The organism is Actinocrispum wychmicini (assembly GCF_004345645.1).
GTDB lineage: Bacteria > Actinomycetota > Actinomycetes > Mycobacteriales > Pseudonocardiaceae > Kibdelosporangium > Kibdelosporangium wychmicini.
In genome coordinates, this window is record NZ_SLWS01000001.1 from 451,890 (window position 1) to 470,067 (window position 18,178).

At 69.1% G+C, this 18,178-nt stretch carries 11 protein-coding genes; 4 read left to right on the forward strand and 7 right to left on the reverse strand.

Annotated elements, in window-relative coordinates:
* Positions 1 to 9 precede the first annotated feature (9 nt).
* From EV192_RS02255 to EV192_RS02270, 4 genes are all read right to left on the reverse strand, one after another.
* Positions 10 to 1,611, reverse strand: coding sequence for a protein kinase family protein (locus tag EV192_RS02255; RefSeq protein WP_243726585.1), 1,602 nt, complete (start codon positions 1,609 to 1,611; stop codon positions 10 to 12).
* Between the two features lie 94 nt (positions 1,612 to 1,705).
* Positions 1,706 to 3,388: a murein biosynthesis integral membrane protein MurJ gene (gene murJ, locus EV192_RS02260; RefSeq protein ID WP_424923329.1), complete on the reverse strand. Its 1,683-nt coding sequence runs from the start codon at positions 3,386 to 3,388 to the stop codon at positions 1,706 to 1,708.
* Positions 3,385 to 5,547, reverse strand: a complete 2,163-nt coding sequence (locus tag EV192_RS02265) for a DUF6049 family protein (protein WP_132110581.1) — start codon at positions 5,545 to 5,547, stop codon at positions 3,385 to 3,387. The genes murJ and EV192_RS02265 overlap by 4 nt, the downstream gene beginning before the upstream one ends.
* Entirely contained in the window at positions 5,544 to 6,116 is a 573-nt protein-coding gene (locus EV192_RS02270) for an NUDIX hydrolase (RefSeq protein ID WP_132110583.1), read from the reverse strand. Before EV192_RS02270 ends, EV192_RS02265 begins: the two co-directional genes overlap by 4 nt.
* A 55-nt stretch (positions 6,117 to 6,171) precedes the next feature.
* Here EV192_RS02270 and EV192_RS02275 point away from each other — a divergent pair, with 55 nt between their 5' ends.
* Positions 6,172 to 7,665 (forward strand): CCA tRNA nucleotidyltransferase, encoded by a 1,494-nt coding sequence (locus EV192_RS02275; protein WP_243726697.1) that lies wholly within the window; start codon positions 6,172 to 6,174, stop codon positions 7,663 to 7,665.
* Here EV192_RS02275 and EV192_RS02280 read toward each other — a convergent pair.
* Positions 7,579 to 8,838 carry an MFS transporter gene (locus EV192_RS02280; RefSeq protein ID WP_132112875.1) on the reverse strand — a complete coding sequence of 420 codons (1,260 nt, stop codon included), beginning with the start codon at positions 8,836 to 8,838 and terminating at the stop codon, positions 7,579 to 7,581. The genes EV192_RS02275 and EV192_RS02280 overlap by 87 nt on opposite strands.
* Positions 8,839 to 9,881: 1,043 nt before the next feature.
* Between EV192_RS02280 and EV192_RS02285 the strand changes: the two genes are divergently transcribed.
* Complete coding sequence (locus EV192_RS02285; RefSeq protein ID WP_165960172.1) at positions 9,882 to 10,463, forward strand: YqgE/AlgH family protein; 582 nt, start codon at positions 9,882 to 9,884, stop codon at positions 10,461 to 10,463.
* Here the strand turns inward: EV192_RS02285 and EV192_RS02290 are convergent.
* Entirely contained in the window at positions 10,425 to 10,841 is a 417-nt protein-coding gene (locus EV192_RS02290) for an SdpI family protein (protein ID WP_424923330.1), read from the reverse strand. The two genes, EV192_RS02285 and EV192_RS02290, sit on opposite strands and share 39 nt — an antisense overlap.
* Positions 10,842 to 10,907: 66 nt before the next feature.
* Here EV192_RS02290 and EV192_RS02295 point away from each other — a divergent pair, with 66 nt between their 5' ends.
* On the forward strand, positions 10,908 to 12,020 hold the full coding sequence (locus tag EV192_RS02295; protein WP_132110589.1) for an esterase-like activity of phytase family protein: 1,113 nt from the start codon (positions 10,908 to 10,910) through the stop codon (positions 12,018 to 12,020).
* A gap of 136 nt (positions 12,021 to 12,156) precedes the next feature.
* Positions 12,157 to 14,991, forward strand: coding sequence for a leucine--tRNA ligase (gene leuS / locus EV192_RS02300; protein ID WP_132110591.1), 2,835 nt, complete (start codon positions 12,157 to 12,159; stop codon positions 14,989 to 14,991).
* On the opposite strand, the gene EV192_RS02305 is transcribed toward leuS, so the two are convergent.
* The gene (locus EV192_RS02305; RefSeq protein ID WP_132110593.1) at positions 14,992 to 18,162 is read right to left on the reverse strand and encodes a hypothetical protein; all 3,171 of its coding nucleotides are present in this window, start codon (positions 18,160 to 18,162) and stop codon (positions 14,992 to 14,994) included.
* Positions 18,163 to 18,178 lie beyond the last annotated feature (16 nt).

Consider the following 18,178-nt stretch of genomic DNA (forward strand, 5'->3'; position numbering starts at 1 on the left):
CTCGCGCGCCTACTGGGCCTGGGCGAACGTTATCTCCCGGAACTGGCTGACGTTCTGGTCGTCGTCGCTCACACCGAGCTTGGTGATCCAGATCAGCACGTACTTGGTGGGGTCCGCGGCCGCGAGCTGGATGTCCGTCTTGCCGTTCACCAGGGTGGCGGTGCCGATCACCTTGGTGTCCTCGAGTTTCGGGTTGGCCGAGGGCGCGGTCCGGATCTCGACGACCGTGCCGTCGCTCGGCGAGTCGACGCTCACCTGCGCGAACTTCGTGTCGTCGTCGAAGGTCGCGATGATGCCGATGCCGCTGCGCATCGCCGGGAACGGCTGCTTGTACTTGCCGGTGTTCCAGGTGGTCTTCGGGTTGTCGTCGATCAGTCGCTTGACCGAGCCGGCGTTGTCCTTGTCGTCGCCTTTCTGCGCGTAGACCAGGACTTTGTTCGGCTTGACCGGCGCGCCGACCTTGGGGGCGGGCGGCGGGTTGGCCTGTGGCTGGTTGCCGCCGCTGCCGGGCGGCGGTGGCGTCTGGCTCACCGAGTACTGCTGGGCGGTGTTGTGAGTCGAGCCGTCGTTGAACAGGCTGATCAGCTGCATGCCGACCCAGGCGAGCACGCCGACCGTGGCCACCGTCAAGGCCGTGACACCGATGGCGAGCTTGCGGCGGCGACCGTCGTCCTTCACCGGCCGGGTGGTCCAGACCGTGGTCGCGTCCCCGCCGCCGCTGCCCGGGATGATCGGGTTCAGCAGCTCGGTCTGCTCCTGGATTTCCGCCCTGTGCGCGACCGCTTCGAGCAGACGCAGCACGGCCGAGCTGGTCCGAATGCCGCCGATGGACGCGTCCGCGATGCTCCGCACCGCCAGCTCGGCCAGTTCGGTCGGCACGTCGTGGCGCAGGAGGCTCGGCAGGACTGGCACGCCGTTCGGGTCCAGCGGGGCCGTGGGGATCGACTGCGGGCCGCCGGGCAGCGCCCAACGACCGGTCAGCAGCAGATAGAGGACCGCGCCGAGGCCTTTCACGTCGTCCTGGAGCGTGGCGCGCGGCAACGGACCGGGGAACGCCAGGCGCAGCGCACCGTCCGGGCCGACCCGGACCCGTTGCGGGTGGTCGACGCCGAGCACCAGGCCGGCGTGGTGGGCCTGGTCGACGGCGATGGCCAGCGGTTCGAGCAGGCGCGCGGCCGTGCCCGCCGGCAACGGGTGTTCGGCGATCAGGTCGACGAGGTCGGTGCCTTGCGCCCAGTCGGCGACCACAACACCCAGGACGCCTTCGCTGGGGTCGACGCCGCTGCCGACGCCCAGGACGTCCAGCACTCGGGAGACCGCGGGGCTGGTGAACTGCGCGGCATGTGCGGCGCGCTCCAAAGTCCGGCGCGCGGCCACCGTCGCGTCCCGGTCCGTCGGATCACCGACGAGCACGGTCAGCGCCACGTCCCGGCGCAGCTGGCCGTCACGGGCGCGCCAAAAATGCGCGTTGCCGCGCACATCCACACCGAAGGAAGCCAACAGACGGTATCGACCATCGCCGATGACCCCGCCCGGAAGCAGGTCACCACCGGTCGCGCGGACGCTCGGTGCGGCCACGCCGTTGGTGTACTCGGTCCTCCTGATCGTCACCGCACTCTCCCGTCTCCGCGCCACCCTTACTCGCGCGACGGATACCTCGCCACGAGACTACGGGAAACCCTCGGCGTGCGACGGTCGTGCCGGCTCACCGGCGGCGAATCAGACGGGTGATTTTCGCCGTGGCCGGTTTCAGCTCCTCCACCTTGAGGGCCGCCAGCACGCCGAACGACACCAGGCCGGCCACCAGGCCTTCGATGATCAGGGAGAGGAAAGCCTTGGCGGCGTTGGAATCCGGCAGTACCCCGCCGAGCAGCCTGGCCACCCCGAGGCCGGCCGCCACCCCCAGGCCGCCGGCGAAGACGGAGAAGAGCGTGACTCCTACCACCCGTCGGGTGCGGAGATGTCCAAGACGTACCCAAAGCCACAATTGTCCGAGTACCGCGCCGACGACGTAACTCAACGAGTTGACCATGAGTACGCCGATGACCACGTGTTCCGGCGACAGCATCGCCTTGCACATGTACAGCAGCGGGATCTTCACCGCGGTCATCACGACCATGATCAACGTCGGCGTCCTGGCGTCCTTCATCGCGTAGAACACCCGCAGCTGCAACATGACCAGTGCGTACGGCAACAGGCCGAACGCGGACACGGCGAGCGCGTCACCCAACCGCGTGGCCTGCGCGATGTCACCACGGCCCCACGAGAACAACACCACGCCGACGGACGTGCCAGTAACCGTCAGCACAGCCGAGATCGGTACCAGGATCACCGCCGACAGGCGGCTCGCGTACGACAGGTCACCGATCAGCTTGCGGTAGTTGTGATCCGCGGCCGCGCGGGACAGCCGCGGCATGATCGCCGTCAGCAACGAGACGCCGATGACTCCGTACGGCAGCTGGAAAAGCAGCCACGCGTTGCTGTAGATGGCCGCGCCGCCGGACGCGCCCGCGGTCAGCACGCGGGTGCTGACGATCAGACCGACCTGGCTGACCGCCACGTAGCCGAGCACCCACAGGCCCAGGCCGCCGAACTCCTTCAGCCGCGCGTCGAACCCCCAGTTCCAGCGGAACCGGAAACCGGACCGGCGCAACGCCGGCACCAGCATCAGCGACTGGACCACGATGCCGAGCGTCACCCCGATGCCGAGGACCAACAGCTTCGGGTCGCTCATCTTCACCGGGTTGAGGGAGATCTCGCCGGGCATCAGCGCGTACAGGCCGATGGTCGCCATCACCACGACGTTGTTCCACACCGGCGCCCAGGCCGTCGGCCCGAAGATCTGCTTGGCGTTCAGGATCGCCGACAGCAGCGCGAACAGGCCGTAGAACAGGATCTCCGGCAGCAGCAGATAGGCGAACGCGGTGGCCAGGTCGGCGTTCGCCCGGCCGGTCGAGTCGTCCACGTACAGCCGGGTGAACAGCGGGGCCAAGGCGACCGCGATCACCGTGCCGACCGCCAGCAGGGTCATGCCGACCGTCAGCAGCCGTTGCGTGTAGGCCAACCCGCCGTCCGGGTCGTCCTGCGAGCGCACCAGCAGCGGCACGACGACACTGGCCAGCACACCGCCGATCAGCAGCTCGAACACGATGTTGGGCAGCGTGTTGGCCACGGTGAACGAGTCGTTGACCGCGCCGAGGGCGGCAACCGCCGCGAGCATCACCTTCCACAGGAACCCGGTGATCCGGCTGACCAGGGTGGCGATCGCCATCGAGCCGGTGGCGCGCGCCAGCGACCCGGCACGCTGGGGGCGCTGCTGCTGGGGATGCACTCGCCTGGTCGGTTGTCGGCCACCACCCGGGGGCACGCTGGTCCTCGCTCTGGTCAAGCCGGGCTCTGCTCCTTGGCACTCTTGGACTGCTTGTTTCGACGGTAGATCCGTCGGCCGACCAGCAGCACCAGCGCACCGCCGGCGACACTGGTCACCGCAACAGTGATGGTGCCGTAAGACGTCGAAGAAAGCTCGAACCGTTGCGTGGTTCCCAGCGAGACGCCACCGCCCAGTGTGGTCAGACTGACGTCGACGGTGAACTTCCCGGCCCGCTGCAGCTCGGGCCGGATGAACACGGTGGCCGAGCCGTTGGCCTGGATCCGCCGCTCCGGGATGTCCACCGGCTTGATGCCAGCGCTCTCCGACACGACGAACCGGACGTACACCGCGACCGGCAGGCCGTTGCCGATCCGGATCGGCAACGGGCTGTCCGACGAGGCCAGGGTGATCGGCGGGCCCGGCGGGCTGACCGTGATCTGGCCGCGCATCGCGTCCAGTTGGTCACCGACGTTCCGTGACATGCGCAGGGCGCCGTCCGGGTTGGCGCGCCACGAGTTCGAGGCAGCCCGCAGCAGGCCGGTCCGGATCGGGCTGATCAGGTCGTCCGGATCCTTGCGGAACGTGTCGTCCAGGCGCATCGTGCCGAACAGGTCGCGCTCCACCGCGTGCGACTGGCTGATGTCCGTCAGCACCGGCCCGGTCAGCTCGGTCGCCGCGTCCTGCTGGGGGTAGTCCACGCCGCTGGCCGTGCCCGCGGGCGATTCGGTCGCCAGGCCCTGGAACACCTGCGGAGCGGCCAGCTTGTCGGTGTACAGGCGGCTGACCGTCTGCAGGAACGTGGTCAGCTCGCTGGCCGGGGCGGTCCACCGGCGCGGCGGCGCGACCAGCACGGACTGGCCGGGCTGCAGCGCCGTGCGGAACACCAGAGCTGCCAGGCCGTTCTGCACCGAGACCGGGCCCGACGCGTTGCCCGCCAGCGCCAGCGAGGTCAGCTGGTCGATCGGCACAGCTCGGTTGCGCTGCCCGAACGCGAACGGCGCCGACCCGGCGACCCCCTTCAACCGGTCCGGATTGGTCAGGACGGTCACCGGGTTGCCCGCTATGTCGGTCAGAACGCGCTGGTCCAGCGTGCCGTCGGCCGGCCACAGCACGTTCTGCTGCGGCTGGACCGGCTGCAGCACCTCCGCCACCTTGGCGAAGCCCTGCTCGACCGCGATCTTGGTCAGGTCCGCGACGCCCGCGCGAGACAACGCGGAAAGGTCCGCGTCGGCGTACGGCAACGCGATCACACACTGGCCCTTGGTCAGCTGCCGGAGATTGTCGAGCCAGCGCTGAGCCGCGTCCCTGCCCCTGCCGGGCGCGGCCTGGCCGGTCGGGCCGAGCACCTGGTAGCCCTCGGACATCGACTTCACGGTCGCCAGCAGGTCACCGTCCACCGCGAAGCAGATCGACGACGGCAGGGACTGGTTGTCCTTGGTGGCGATCTCGACGGCGTTGAGCATCCCGAAGAGCCGTCCGCCGACCGACAGCGAGGTCGACAGGTCGTCGTCGGTCAACACCGCCTTGCCGTTCACCACCTGCTGCACCACTCGCGGGTGGTCGTCCACCAGCGGCCACAACACGGTCACCCCGGCGGTCTTGCCGGGCGGGGCGGCGCCGCGCAGCACGGGCAGCAGGATGTTCAGGCCCGCGAGGCGTTCGACACCGCCGTACGCCGGCCGGCCGTTGACGTTGATCAACACCGGGTAGACCCCCGGCTGGTCGACCTTGAGCGAGTCCACCGGGGTGCTGAACGTGAAGTCGGTGCTGGCACCCGGATCCAGCGCACTGCGCACCGGCTGGAACTGCGGCTTGACCAACTCGGCCGCGGGCGCCTGGCGCATCGCGTCGCGCAACTTGCCGTCGTTGGTGATCGGGTCGCCGCGCTGCAGGCGGATCTCGATGTCCTCGATGCGTCGGTCGCTGGTGTTGGTCAGGCGCCCGGACACGGTGACCGCGCCCTCGGTGCGGATCACCCGCGGCGCGAGCTGGTTGACATCCAGCCGTACCCGGGACGGGGTGTCGGCCGGCTGCGGTGGAGCCAGCCCGATCGGCGCCACCAGCGGCTCCAGCGCGGTTGGCGGCTGTTGGGCGGCCGCGCTCGAGCCGGTGGCGGCGAACGCGCCGGCGGCCAGCGCGGCGAGGACGATGTGGGTGGCGGACCGCACCCGACTCATGGTTTTCGACCCTTCGGCACGTCCAGTCCATCCGGCACGGCACCCTCGCGAGGCGCTGGTGCGTGCCTGGGATGTGTCGACTCGGAGAGTAGTTGCATGGCCTTGCGCACCAATCGGCGCTCGTCCGCGTACGCCAGCCGGTCGTCAAGATCATCAAGCGCGACCCAAGCTACCTCAGTCACCTCGGTGTCCTCGTCGGAGAGCTCCCCTGACTGCGCCACCAGCAGATAGTGGTGCACGGTCTTGTGCACCCGCCGGTTCTCCGCCACGAACCAGTAGTCGATCGAGCCGAGCGACCGGACCACCTCACCAGTGATCCCGGTCTCCTCCCGGACCTCGCGCACCGCCGTCTGCTCCGGCGTCTCACCCTCCTCGATGTGTCCCTTCGGCAACGACCACAGCAACCGGCCCTTGCGGTCCAACCGCCCGATGATCACCGCGTTGACCTGGTCCTCGTCGACCACCAGGCCGCCAGCCGAGGTCTCGTCGACCGTGGTCAGGCGTCTGCTCCGGCGCCGGCCACGGCGCCCGCCGCGGGCGCCGTTGGGACGGCCGGATGCCGGGGACATGAACTCGATCGTAATCGGGTCGCGACGTCAACTAGCCTGGTTCGCCGTGTCGACGATGCTGGCAAAGCAGAATGCGGTGGTGGAACTGCTGCGGATCTCCCCGGTCGCGGACGAGCTGACCGCCTTGTTCACCAAGGCTGGTCAGAGCCTGTTCCTGGTCGGTGGCAGCGTCCGGGACGCGCTGCTCGGCCGGCTGGGCAACGACCTCGACTTCACCACGGACGCTCGACCCGATCAGGTGATGCGACTCGTGTCCGGCTGGGCCGACGCGGTGTGGGACATCGGCATCGAGTTCGGCACCGTCGGCCTCACCAAGAACGGGGCGACGTGCGAGATCACCACGTTCCGGGCGGACGCCTACGACGGGGTCACCCGAAACCCCGAGGTGCGGTTCGGCGACTCGATCACCGACGACCTCAAGCGCCGGGACTTCACCGTCAACGCGATGGCCGTCAACCTGGCCACCAAGCAGTTCGTCGACCCGTACGGCGGGATGGACGGCCTGGCCGCGCGCGTCATGGACACGCCCGCGGCGCCGGAGGAGTCGTTCGGGGACGACCCGCTGCGGATGATGAGGGCCGCGCGGTTCGTCAGCCAGCTCGGCTTCACCGCCGCGCCACGCGTGGTCGAGGCCATGACGGCGATGGCGGAACAGATCGAGCGGATCACGCCGGAGCGGATCCAGGTCGAGCTGTCCAAGCTCCTCTGTGGCGCGCACCCGCGCGCTGGTGTCGAGCTGATGGTCGACAGCGGGCTCGCCCAGCATGTCCTTCCGGAAGTGCCGGCGATGCGGTTGGAGATCGACGAGCACCACCAGCACAAGGACGTCTACCAGCACTCGCTCGTGGTGCTGGAGCAGGCGATCGACCTGGAGGAGTCGGCCGAGCCCGACCTGGTGTTGCGGCTGGCGGCGTTGCTGCACGACATCGGCAAGCCGGACACCCGCCGGCACATCCCCGGCGGCGGGGTCTCGTTCCACCACCACGAGGTGGTCGGCGCCAAGATGGTCCGCAAGCGTTTGCGGGCGTTGCGGTACTCCAAGGAGATCATCGAGAACGTCGCCGACCTCGTGTTCCTGCACCTGCGGTTCCACGGGTACGGCAAGGGTGAGTGGACCGACTCGGCGGTCCGCCGGTACGTGACCGACGCCGGCCCGTTGCTGGACCGGTTGAACAAGCTCGTGCGAGCGGACTGCACCACCCGCAACCGGCGCAAGGCGCAGGCGCTGCAGCGGTCGTACGACGACTTGGAGGCTCGGATCTCGCGGATCGCGGCCGAGGAGGACCTCGCCCGGGTGCGGCCGGACCTGGACGGCAACGAGATCATGCGGCTGCTCGGCATCCCGGCCGGGCCGTTGGTCGGCAAGGCGTGGAAGTTCCTCAAGGACCTGCGGCTGGACCGCGGCCCGTTGGACCACGACGACGCCGTGGCCGAGCTGTTCGCCTGGGCGCGCACCCAGGGGCTAGGCCCGTACCCGGCGGATGGCCAGCAGGTAGCCGACGATGCCGAGCAGGTAGATGACCACGATCCCGATGATCAGGCCGGGTGAGTGGCCGTTGTCCGGCACCACGGTGGCGGCCAACGCGATGGCCGCCACCTGGGTGATGTTGAGCAGCGTGTCGTAGAGGGCGAAGACGCGGCCGCGGGACTCGTCGCCGACGTCGGTCTGGATGGTCGCGTCCACGCACAGCTTGGTCACCTGGCTCCCGCCGAACAGCAGGAACGCGGCGCCCAGCACGGACGGCAGGGTCATCGGCAGGCCGAGGCCGAGCATCGCGGCGGCCACCACCAGCAGTGACGCCACGATGACGCGGTTCTGGCCGAACCGGGTGACGAGCCTCGGTGTGATCACGCCGGCGATGAAGATCGCCACCCCCACGACCGCGGCGATCTCCCCCAACCCGGCCAGACCGGCCTTCAACGGGCCGTAGTCGTGGAAGTAGTACCGCATCAGCAACACAGCCATCAGCAGCGCGACACCCGTCGACGCGCGGTGTGCGATCAACGCGACCAGCCCAGCCACCACGCGCGGCGCCCGCCAAGCCGCCCGTCCGCCGTCGATCAGGCCACGAGCCACCGCGAGCATGGTCGCCGCGGGTTCGTCCACTTCGTCCGGTCCGAGCCGGCCACGGGCGAACCTGATCGCGAAGAACGCGGCCAGCACACACCCGATGACAGCGAACGACGTGGTGATCCCCGACCCGGTGTCACCCTCGCCGAACAACTTCCGCAGCCCGATCGCGCACCCACCGCCGACCACGGCCATGATCGAGCCGAGAGTCACGGCGAACGAGTTGGCCTGGATGATGTTCTGTCCGGGCACCACGTGCGGCAACGCGGCCGACAACCCCGACCCGGTGAACCGGGTGACCCCGAGAACGAACAGCGACAGCAGGAACAACAAGTTGCTGTTCGCCCCGCTGAGCAACCCGACCGTGGCCGTGACGACCAGAACACCCCGCAGCAGGTTGGCGCCCACAAGCACCCGCCGCCGATCCCACCGGTCCAGCAAGGCCCCCGCGAACGGCCCGACAACGGAGTAAGGAAGCAGCAGCGCGGTGAACCCCGTCGCGATGGTCAACGGATCGGCACCACGCTCCGGATTGAACAGAACAGCCCCAGCGAGCCCGGTCTGAAAGAGCCCATCCCCCCACTGGGAAGAAAACCTGCAGTACAAAAGCCGGCGAAAATCCCGACGAGCCAGCAACAGCCGAACCGGCACCCGATGCTTGTCCTCGACAACCGCCGTCACGAGCGCTCAGCGTACTGAAGACAGCAAACAGACAGCCCCCACCACCAGGACAAAACATAAAAACAAGAAGAGAACAGCAACCAGACGCCAGACGAGCCACCCACAAAGCCGCCAGCGAGGCGCCGCCAGGGCCAGAAGCGGGTAGCTCAGGCGGTGCCAGCAGCACGAGGCCCGGTAGCTGGGGGCACGGCGACCAGAGGCGGGGATCGGCAGGCGGCCCGAGCCGCGCACGGACCTGGTGGATGGGGCGAGCTGCAACAGCCAGAGGTGGGTGATGCGCGGGCCGGAAGGCGAAGCGGCGCGACCTGCACCGGGGGCCGGTCGGGTGCAGCGACCAGAGGGCAGTGAGCGGGCTGAGAAGTGAGGCGGCGAGAGCCGGGCGATGAGGTGCAGACAGCGGCCAGAGGCAGGCGGTCAGCGAGCTGAAAGGTGAAATGGCACGAAGCCCGGGAGGCTGACGCTGAGCTGCTGGCAGCGACCGGAAGTGGCGGTGACCAGGCTGGAAAGCGGCGGCGAAGCCACATCTGGGCTGGCGGCGAGGTGGAGACAGCAGCCGGAAGTGCGTGGTGACCAGTCTGGGAGTGAGGCGGCGAGAACCACGTGTGGGCAGGGCGGCGAAAATGCGCAGCGGCGGGGTGGGTGGCGAATGGGCTGGAAGACCAGGCGGCGATAGCCGCACGCAGGGCCGGCAGTGAGCTGGGTGGCGAGCGGGCTGGAGAGCGAGGCGACGAAGCCGCAACTGGTGCTGGCGGTGAGGTGCCGAAAGCGACTGGAGGTGCGCGGTGACCGGGCTGGGGAGCGGCGAGAGCGGGAGTGTGCAGGGCGGTGAAGTGGGACCAGCGGGGGGTGGGTGGCGAGCGGGTTGGAAGGTGAGGCGGCGACAGCCGCACGCAGGGCCGGCAGCGAATATTCCACGAAGGCTCTTTGTGGTTGAGCCCGGGGGACACGTTGACGTACCGACCCGACGTCACAACGTGCGGTGTGCTCGTGTTGTTCCCGGGGCTGATGGGATCATGTGCGTTGTGCGACCCGATGCTGACGTTGAGCCAGGAACGCTGCTGGTCGCGGCACCGAGCCTGGTCGACTCGAATTTCCGCCGGACGGTGGTCTACATCATCGACCATCGGGGTGAGGGCACGCTCGGGGTTGTCCTGAACCGGCCGAGTGATGTGCCTGTGCACGATGTGCTGCCGGCTTGGGGGCCGCATGTCAGTTTGCCGCAGTCGTTGTTCGTGGGCGGGCCGGTCGAGCAGAAGACGGCGTTGTGCCTGGCCGCGCTTCGGACTGGTGAGGACGCGGCGAGCCTTAAGGGGGTGATCAGTGTTCGTGGGCCGGTCGCGCTGGTGGACCTGGACGCCGATCCGGATCAGCTCGCGCCGAAGGTGAAGGGGTTGCGGGTGTTCGCCGGGTATGCCGGGTGGGATGTGGACCAGTTGGCCGGGGAGATCGAACGGGGTGACTGGATCGTGGTGCCGGCACTGCCGAACGACGTGTTGGCGTCGCCTGACCAGGATCTGTGGGGGCGGGTGTTGCGCCGGCAGGGGATGCCGGTGGCGCTACTGGCCACTCACCCTGGCGACGTCCGACTGAACTAGCTTCTTGACGCCGCAGTTCCCGCAGGCGCAGCCCGCGCAGCCGGCGGGCAGCTCTTTCGCCGGCTCGGGGACGGCCAGGGCCGCCTTGTGGCCGAGGACGCCGCCCGCGACGGTGATCGCCACCATGCCGGCCGCGGCGACGATGGTCGCGATCAGGGTCGCCAGCCCGAGCACCCCGCCGATCACGCCGACCATGCCGGCGACGAGGACCGGGAGGCCGGCGACCTTGTTGCCGATCCGGAACGTTTCCGCGTCCCGCATGGTCGCCGTGGTGCGGACTCCGGCGAACCGGTTCATCGGCAGCCGTTCCAGCAGGCCGAGCAGGCCGACGGTGGCCACGAGGAGCCCGACGGCGGCGAGGGCGATAGCTCCGATCACGAATGCGATGGTAAGTGTCAGGTGTCCTTCACCTGTCAGACACCCTCGTTGGATGTGCTACACGCCATGCCCAGACGCTTAGTCGCGGCGAGTGCCGCCGCCTTGGCCGCGACCGGCCTGCTGGCCGGTCCCGCCGCCGCTGCCACATCGAACGTCCGCCTGCTCGGCGAGCAGATCGTGCCGCACCTGCTGCAGTTCCAAGGGACCACGGTCGGTGGCCTGTCCGGTATCGACCGCGACCCGTGCACCGGCGAGTACGTCTTCATCAGCGACGACCGGTCGGCGGTCAACCCGGCGCGGTTCTACACCGCTCGCATCCCGGTGACGTCGGCCGGGCTCGGTCCGGTCACGTTCACCGGCACCCGCCCGTTCCTCCGGCCGGACGGGACCACGTACCCGAACGGTGGCGTGGATCCCGAGGACATCCGGGTGGATCCGTGGACCGGCCGCTACACCTGGAGCCAGGAGGGCGAACGCAAGCCTGGCGTGCTCATCGACCCGTCGATCCGCAACGCCGCCCGCGACGGGAAGTTCGTCAACGAGCTGCCGCTCCCGGCGAACGAGCACATGTCGGCCGAGGACCGTGGGCCGCGACAGAACCTGACCTTGGAGGGTCTGACGTACGCGGCGGCCGGGACGCTCGTTGTCAGCTCGATGGAGTCGCCGCTGATCCAGGACGGCCCGGTGGCGACACCCAGCCAGGGGGCGCTGTCCCGGGTGACTGTCCAGACGCGGACCGGCCACGTCCTCGCCCAGTACGCGTACCCGCAGGAGCCGATCTTCGCCACGCCGGTCCCGCCGACCGGTTCGGCGAACAACGGTGTGTCCGCGATGGTCGCGGTCGACCAGTTCGACCCGACCCGGTTCCTCATGGTCGAGCGGGCGTTCGTCGCAGGTGTCGGCAACAAGGTCCGGATCTACGAGGCCAGCACGGTCGGCGCCACCAATGTGCTGAACGTCGACTCGCTGGCGACGGCCAAGAACGTCCGGCCCATGCACAAGCGTCTGATCGCGGACGTCGCCGACCTGAAACCCTCCACTGTGGACAACATCGAGGGGATCACGTGGGGCCCGCGGCTGCAGTCCGGGGAGCGGACACTGCTGCTGGTCAGCGACGACAACTTCGCGGCCAGCCAGGTCACACAGATAGTCGCTTTGGCGGTCCGCTATCCTCGGTGACATGGGCACGGCCCGCCTGCTTCTTAGCCGGCCGCGCTGACCACATAGAGACAGGTTGGCGCGGCAACCCCTCATGCCCGAACACCGGGCTGAGGGGTTTCGCGTTTGTTCGGGGCCGACACGGAAGGACTCGCAGATGAGCGAGAGTGCCGCTGAAGCTGTACCAGCGCACCGCTACACGGCCGCGCTGGCCGGGGAGATCGAGCGCAAGTGGCAGGAGTTCTGGGCGCAGAACGGCTCCTACCACGCGCCGAACCCGGTCGGTGACCTGGCCGACGGACCCGTGCCCGACGACAAGATGTTCGTGCAGGACATGTTCCCGTACCCGTCCGGGGCCGGGCTGCACGTCGGGCACCCGCTGGGCTTCATCGGCACGGACGTGTTCGCCCGCTACTACCGGATGCTGGGCCGTAACGTTCTGCACACGATGGGCTTCGACGCCTTCGGCCTGCCCGCCGAGCAGTACGCCATCCGGACCGGCGAGCATCCGCGCAAGACCACCGAGGACAACATCAACACCTACCTGCGGCAGATCCGCAGGCTGGGCCTGGGGCACGACGAGCGGCGCCGGATCTCCACCATCGACCCGGCGTACTACCGCTGGACCCAGTGGATCTTCCTGCAGATCTACAACTCCTGGTACGACGCCAGGGCCGACCGGGCCCGGCCGATCGGCGAGCTGGTCACCGAGTACGCCCAGGACAAGCGGCGCACCCCGGACGGCCGCGGCTGGTGCGAGCTGACCGTCGGCGAGCAGCAGGAGATCATCAACTCGCACCGGCTGGTGTACCTGTCCGACGCGCCGGTGAACTGGGTGCCCGGCCTGGGCACGGTCATCTCCAACGAGGAGGTCACCGCGGACGGCCGCAGCGAGCGCGGCAACTTCCCGGTGTTCCGCCGCAACCTGCGGCAGTGGAAGATGCGGATCACCGCGTACGCCGACCGGCTGATCGACGACCTGGACCGGCTGGACTGGCCGGACAAGATCAAGGCGATGCAGCGCAACTGGATCGGCCGCTCGCACGGCGCCCGGGTCACGTTCGCCGCCGGCGCCGCGGGGATCGAGGTCTTCACCACCCGGCCGGACACGCTGTTCGGCGCGACCTACATGGTCCTGGCGCCGGAACACCCGTTGGTCGACCAGTTGGCCGCCCGGTCATGGCCGTCCGATGTGGACAGTCGGTGGACCGGGGGCGAGGCCACGCCGGCCGACGCGGTGCAGGCGTACCGCCGGGCCGCGTCGATGAAGTCCGACCTGGACCGGCAGGAGAACAAGGACAAGACCGGGGTGTTCGTCGGCGCCTACGCCACGAACCCGGTGAACGGCAAGCAGATCCCGGTCTTCATCGCGGACTACGTGCTGATGGGCTACGGCACCGGCGCGATCATGGCCGTGCCCGGCCAGGACCAGCGCGACTGGGACTTCGCCACCGCCTTCGGCCTGCCGATCATCCGGACCGTCGAACCCAGTGAGGGCTTCGACGGCGAGGCGTACACCGGTGAGGGCCCGGCGATGAACTCGGGCTTCCTGGACGGCATGGCGATCGACGAGGCCAAGAAGACGATCATCGTCTGGCTGGAGGAGCACGGCCACGGTCGCGGCACCATCCAGTACAAGCTGCGGGACTGGCTGTTCTCCCGGCAGCGCTACTGGGGCGAGCCGTTCCCGATCGTGTACGACGAGGACGGCGTGGCCCACCCGCTGCCCGAGTCGATGCTGCCGCTGGAGCTGCCCGAGGTCGACGACTACTCCCCGACCACCTACGAGCCGGAGGACGCGGACACCGATCCGCAGCCGCCGCTGTCCCGCGCGACCGAGTGGGTCGACGTCGAGCTGGACCTGGGCGACGGCCGCAAGCGGTACCGCAGGGACACCAGCACCATGCCCAACTGGGCCGGGTCGTGCTGGTACCAGCTGCGATACGTGGATCCGAACAACGCCGAGCGGTTCGTCGCCGCGGAGAACGAGCGCTACTGGCTGGGGCCGCGTACGGAGAAGTTCGGCGCGCAGGACCCGGGTGGCGTGGACCTGTACATCGGCGGTGTCGAGCACGCGGTGCTGCACCTGCTGTACTCGCGCTTCTGGCAGAAGGTCCTGTTCGACCTGGGGCACGTCACGTCGCCCGAGCCGTACCGGAGGCTGTTCAACCAGGGGTACATCCAGGCGTACGCGTATCAGGACTCGCGTGGGCAGTACGTGCCGGCAGCCGAGGTCGTTGAGCGGGACGGCAAGTTCTTCCACCAGGACCAGCAGGTCACGCAGACCTACGGGAAGATGGGCAAGACCGAGCAGAACGTGGTCACGCCCGACGAGATGTGCGAGACGTACGGCGCGGACACGTTCCGGTTCTACGAGATGTCGATGGGCCCCATGGAGGTCTCGCGGCCGTGGGCGACCAAGGACGTCGTCGGCGCCCAGCGGTTCCTGCAGCGCCTGTGGCGCAATGTCGTCGACGAGGTCACCGGTGCCGTCCGGGTGACTGGGGACGAGCCGACTGAGGACGACCTGCGGCAGTTGAACAAGGCGATCGCGGGAGCCCGCGACGACTACTTGGAGATGCGGTTCAACACGGCGGGCGCCAAGCTGATCGAGCTGAACAACCACGTCACCAAGACGTACAGCTCGACGGCGGGAACTCCGCGCGCGCTGGCCGAACCGCTGGTGCTGATGCTGGCGCCGCTGGCCCCGCACATCGCCGAGGAGCTGTGGTCGCGGCTGGGCCACGCCGACTCGTTGGTCCACGGGCCGTTCCCGGTCGCGGACGAGCGCTACCTGGTCGACGAGACCGTGGAGTACCCGGTCCAGGTCAACGGCAAGGTGCGCTCGCGGGTGGTCGTCCCCGCCGACGCGAGCCAGGAAGACGTGCGCGCGGCGGCCCTGGCGGACGACAAGATCGTGGCGCTGACGAACGGGAACGAGCCACGCAAGGTGATCGTCGTCCCCGGCCGTCTGGTCAATGTTGTGCTGTGACTACTCGGTCGCGGTCATGATCGCGAGGGCCGCGTCGCGGACACTCGGATCGGTGTGCCGGCGCAGCCCTCGCAGCAGGTCACGCCATGGTTCGGGCCAGCCCATGCGGCTGCCTTGGGCGGCGAGGATGCCGGTCATGAGATGGCCGTTGGTGAGTTCGCCGGTGGCTGCCAGCAGGAACGCGGCGGTTCGGTAAGGCTGCCTGAGCTGCTGGCCGACGCGCGTGGCCAGCTGCGGCCGGCCCTCGACGAGCCGCTCGATGTCGCGGAGATCCGCCAGCAGGCCGGCGTTCTCCACGTCGATCGTGGTGGCCACCAGTTCGACCGTCTCGGTTCGGAACTGGTCGTAGCGCTCCAGTTCGCCTGCGATCCGGCGCATCGGCGCCCGGTGACTCGGGTGGTAGCTCCAGCGACGGGTCATGACGCCGGTGATGGAGCGGGCGCGTTGCAGCATCGGCCGGTCCCGCTCCGCGTCGGCGTCCGGGCCTTCTCCCCGCAGCAACAAGTGCAGCGTTTCGACGGCGGTGGCCTCGCCTGCGGGTGTCGTCGCCAAGGAGCCCAAGGATCCCGCGGCGGCCTGCCAGCCCGCGCGTTCGTCCAGGTTGACCACGGCTTGGGCAAGGACGGTGACCGCCTCGGGATACCACTGGGCCCAGCTGTCGATCGCGCCGAGCGCCGCTGACCGCAGCTGGTCGTCCGGGCCGACGGCGACCTCCCGGATCAGCGCGGCGATCCCGGCCCGGTGCTCGGTCGGCACCGCGTAGGGATACGTGCGCAGGACCTGCATGCTGACTTCGCGCGGACCGGACACGGCCGCTCGCAACAGATCCCAGGCTCGGGTGTCGTCCAACCAGGACAGTGCGACGAACGTGGCGGCCGCGCGGACGTCCCGGTGCTGGTTCGGGGTTTCCCAGACGTTCCACAGGATGCCGACCGCGTCGGGCAGCCGGAAGTCGCTGACCAGCCGGACCAGTTCCTTGCGCACGGTCACCCGCCCGCCTCGCGCCAGGGCGTCGCTGAGTTTCGGGACCAGCCGGCTGGGCGCGACCCGCCGGGCGCACTGGCGAATCGTGTACATCGAGGTCAGTTCCGCCTGGCCGCGGTTGTCCCCGAGGGCGCGTTCCAACAACAGGTCCAGCGCTTCGAGCGGGTCGTCCTGGTTCGGCAGGCGGCCGATCGCGGCCTGCGCGACCAGTTGGTCCGTGGAGTCGAGGTAGCGCAGGATGTTCCGCTTGGCCGGGCCGTGGATGGTGCCGAGCGTCTCGACCGCGCGGGCCCGGGTCTCCCGGGACTGCTTGCCGCTGTCGGCGAGGGACATCACCAGCTCGGCGTACCGAGTCCGTTGCGTGGGCAGCCAGCGGCGGGTTCCCCGGAGGTGCAACGGAATCAGCCGGACCTTCTTCGGCGCGAACGTGCCCTCGGGGATCTCCTGGCCCAGCATGACCTCCAGCAGGTCGGTCCGGGCGTACTGGAGGACGTCCAGCACGTTCGGCAGGAACACCGCGGTGGGATCGAGATCCAGGATCCGCTGCACGCGGTCGTTCCGGGCGCGGGGGTCGGCCAGCAGCAGGTTGATCGCCTCCCTGGAGGCGTACTCCAAGCCCCACGGGATTGCCGACCACACGAGTTCCAGCAGGTCAGGCATAGCCCACGCGCGTCGTCCGAAGGTACGGGCCAGCGCGAACGCGGGGTCGAAGTCGACCTGCTCGGCCGCTGTGGCGATGGTGTTCTTCAGCGCGGCGAACAGGTCGTGCTCCTGCCCGTGCCGCAGCTGCCGGCCGAGCCCGCCCATGGCGGACCAGCCGGTCCGCTGCCACCACCGGGTCAGTATCTCCAGCGCCACCGGGGACCCGTTGTGGATCAACAACTTCACGCAGAGGCTGGCCAGTGCCTCGCCGGTGGCGGTGGAGAAGTCCCTGGCGTCAAAAGCGTCCGTGGCGATCTGGGTGAGTTCGGTCGCGTCGCCGAACGCGCGTGGGCTGGCCGCGGCGAGGGCCTCGATCGCGTCCAGCCGGACCGGATTCTGTTCGCGTTTGAGCCGTTCGACCAGCCACGGCAACAAGTCGACCAGTCGGAAGTCCTTGGCGGCACAGTCGATCAGCAGCGCGTAGCCGTCCGCGCGGTCGTCGGCCTCGCCGCTCTGCGTGACCTTGATCAGGTCTTCTCTTGCCTCGTCGAACGGTAGGCACGAGGTCAGCTGGTGCACCGTTGTCTCGTCGCCGGTTTCGACGGCGATCGCGCGCATCCGTCGCGCCTCCTGTGCGCGGCGAGCGCGCGGCAACAGGCGGAGTACGTCCTCAGGCACTTCGACGCGGGCCATGTCCTTGTCCGCGTGGACCTTGTCGAAGAACTCCGCGCGCTGTGACGGAGGCATGGCGCGCAGGACTTTGACCAGGTCCTGGCGGCCCAGCCAGACGAGTTCCGCCGGAGCGGCGGCCACGAGCGCCAGGTAGGCCGGCTTGCCCAGGGTGTACTTCCGGTTCTCCAACTGCTGGATGAACCGGCTGGCGTCGACCTTCGCGAGCCGTGTCATGGACCGGACCGAGAACGGTAGCCACGTGCTGGGCCCGTATCGCTCGATGAGGTCGAGAACCCGCGCGGGCGCGTACTCGACCACCTCGTCCAACGCGTAGCCACGCTGCCGCCACCAGTTGTCCCGAACCTCAAGCCCGGCGAGTTCTTCGACGGCACGGGTCAGCATGAGTTCTGGGTGTCGTTTGGCGACGGCTGACTGGTTCACCGCGTGCTCCAGTACGGCCAGCCAGCGTTCGACCGTCGCGGTGTCGCACAACGGCAGGAGCGTGGCCGCCTCGTACACACCGTGGGCGGCGTGCACCGCCTCGATGAGCGCGCTCGCCATGGGGGTGAGGCGCCGGGATCTGATTCGGCGGTACAGCACTCGACGGACCGCCATCGGCAGGTCGGGCAGGGCCGCGACCAGCACCGCCGGGTCAAGCCGAGGCATACTGCTCGACCCGGCCGCGCGGATCTGCAGGTCGACAACGCCCGAGTTCAGCGCGCGGACCAACGTGGGCAGGTGGTTGACCACCTCGGCCATGTCGATCGCGAGTTCGGGATCCTCGGACCACAGCGCGGTCAGCGTGTCGTCCGGATCGGACAGTGCGCGGGCCCGTTCGGTGATCTCCCGGCGGCGTTCGACATAGGACTGCATGCCGCCATCATGGCGG

Excerpts from the sequence above, each read along its gene's own strand:
- EV192_RS02270 (WP_132110583.1), bottom strand. The coding sequence starts at position 6,116 with ATGTCCCCGGCATCCGGCCGTCCCAACGGCGCCCGCGGCGGGCGCCGT.
- leuS (WP_132110591.1), top strand. The coding sequence starts at position 12,157 with ATGAGCGAGAGTGCCGCTGAAGCTGTACCAGCGCACCGCTACACGGCC.
- EV192_RS02305 (WP_132110593.1), bottom strand. The coding sequence starts at position 18,162 with ATGCAGTCCTATGTCGAACGCCGCCGGGAGATCACCGAACGGGCCCGC.
- EV192_RS02265 (WP_132110581.1), bottom strand. The coding sequence starts at position 5,547 with ATGAGTCGGGTGCGGTCCGCCACCCACATCGTCCTCGCCGCGCTGGCC.
- EV192_RS02285 (WP_165960172.1), top strand. The coding sequence starts at position 9,882 with ATGTGCGTTGTGCGACCCGATGCTGACGTTGAGCCAGGAACGCTGCTG.
- EV192_RS02295 (WP_132110589.1), top strand. The coding sequence starts at position 10,908 with ATGCCCAGACGCTTAGTCGCGGCGAGTGCCGCCGCCTTGGCCGCGACC.
- EV192_RS02275 (WP_243726697.1), top strand. The coding sequence starts at position 6,172 with ATGCTGGCAAAGCAGAATGCGGTGGTGGAACTGCTGCGGATCTCCCCG.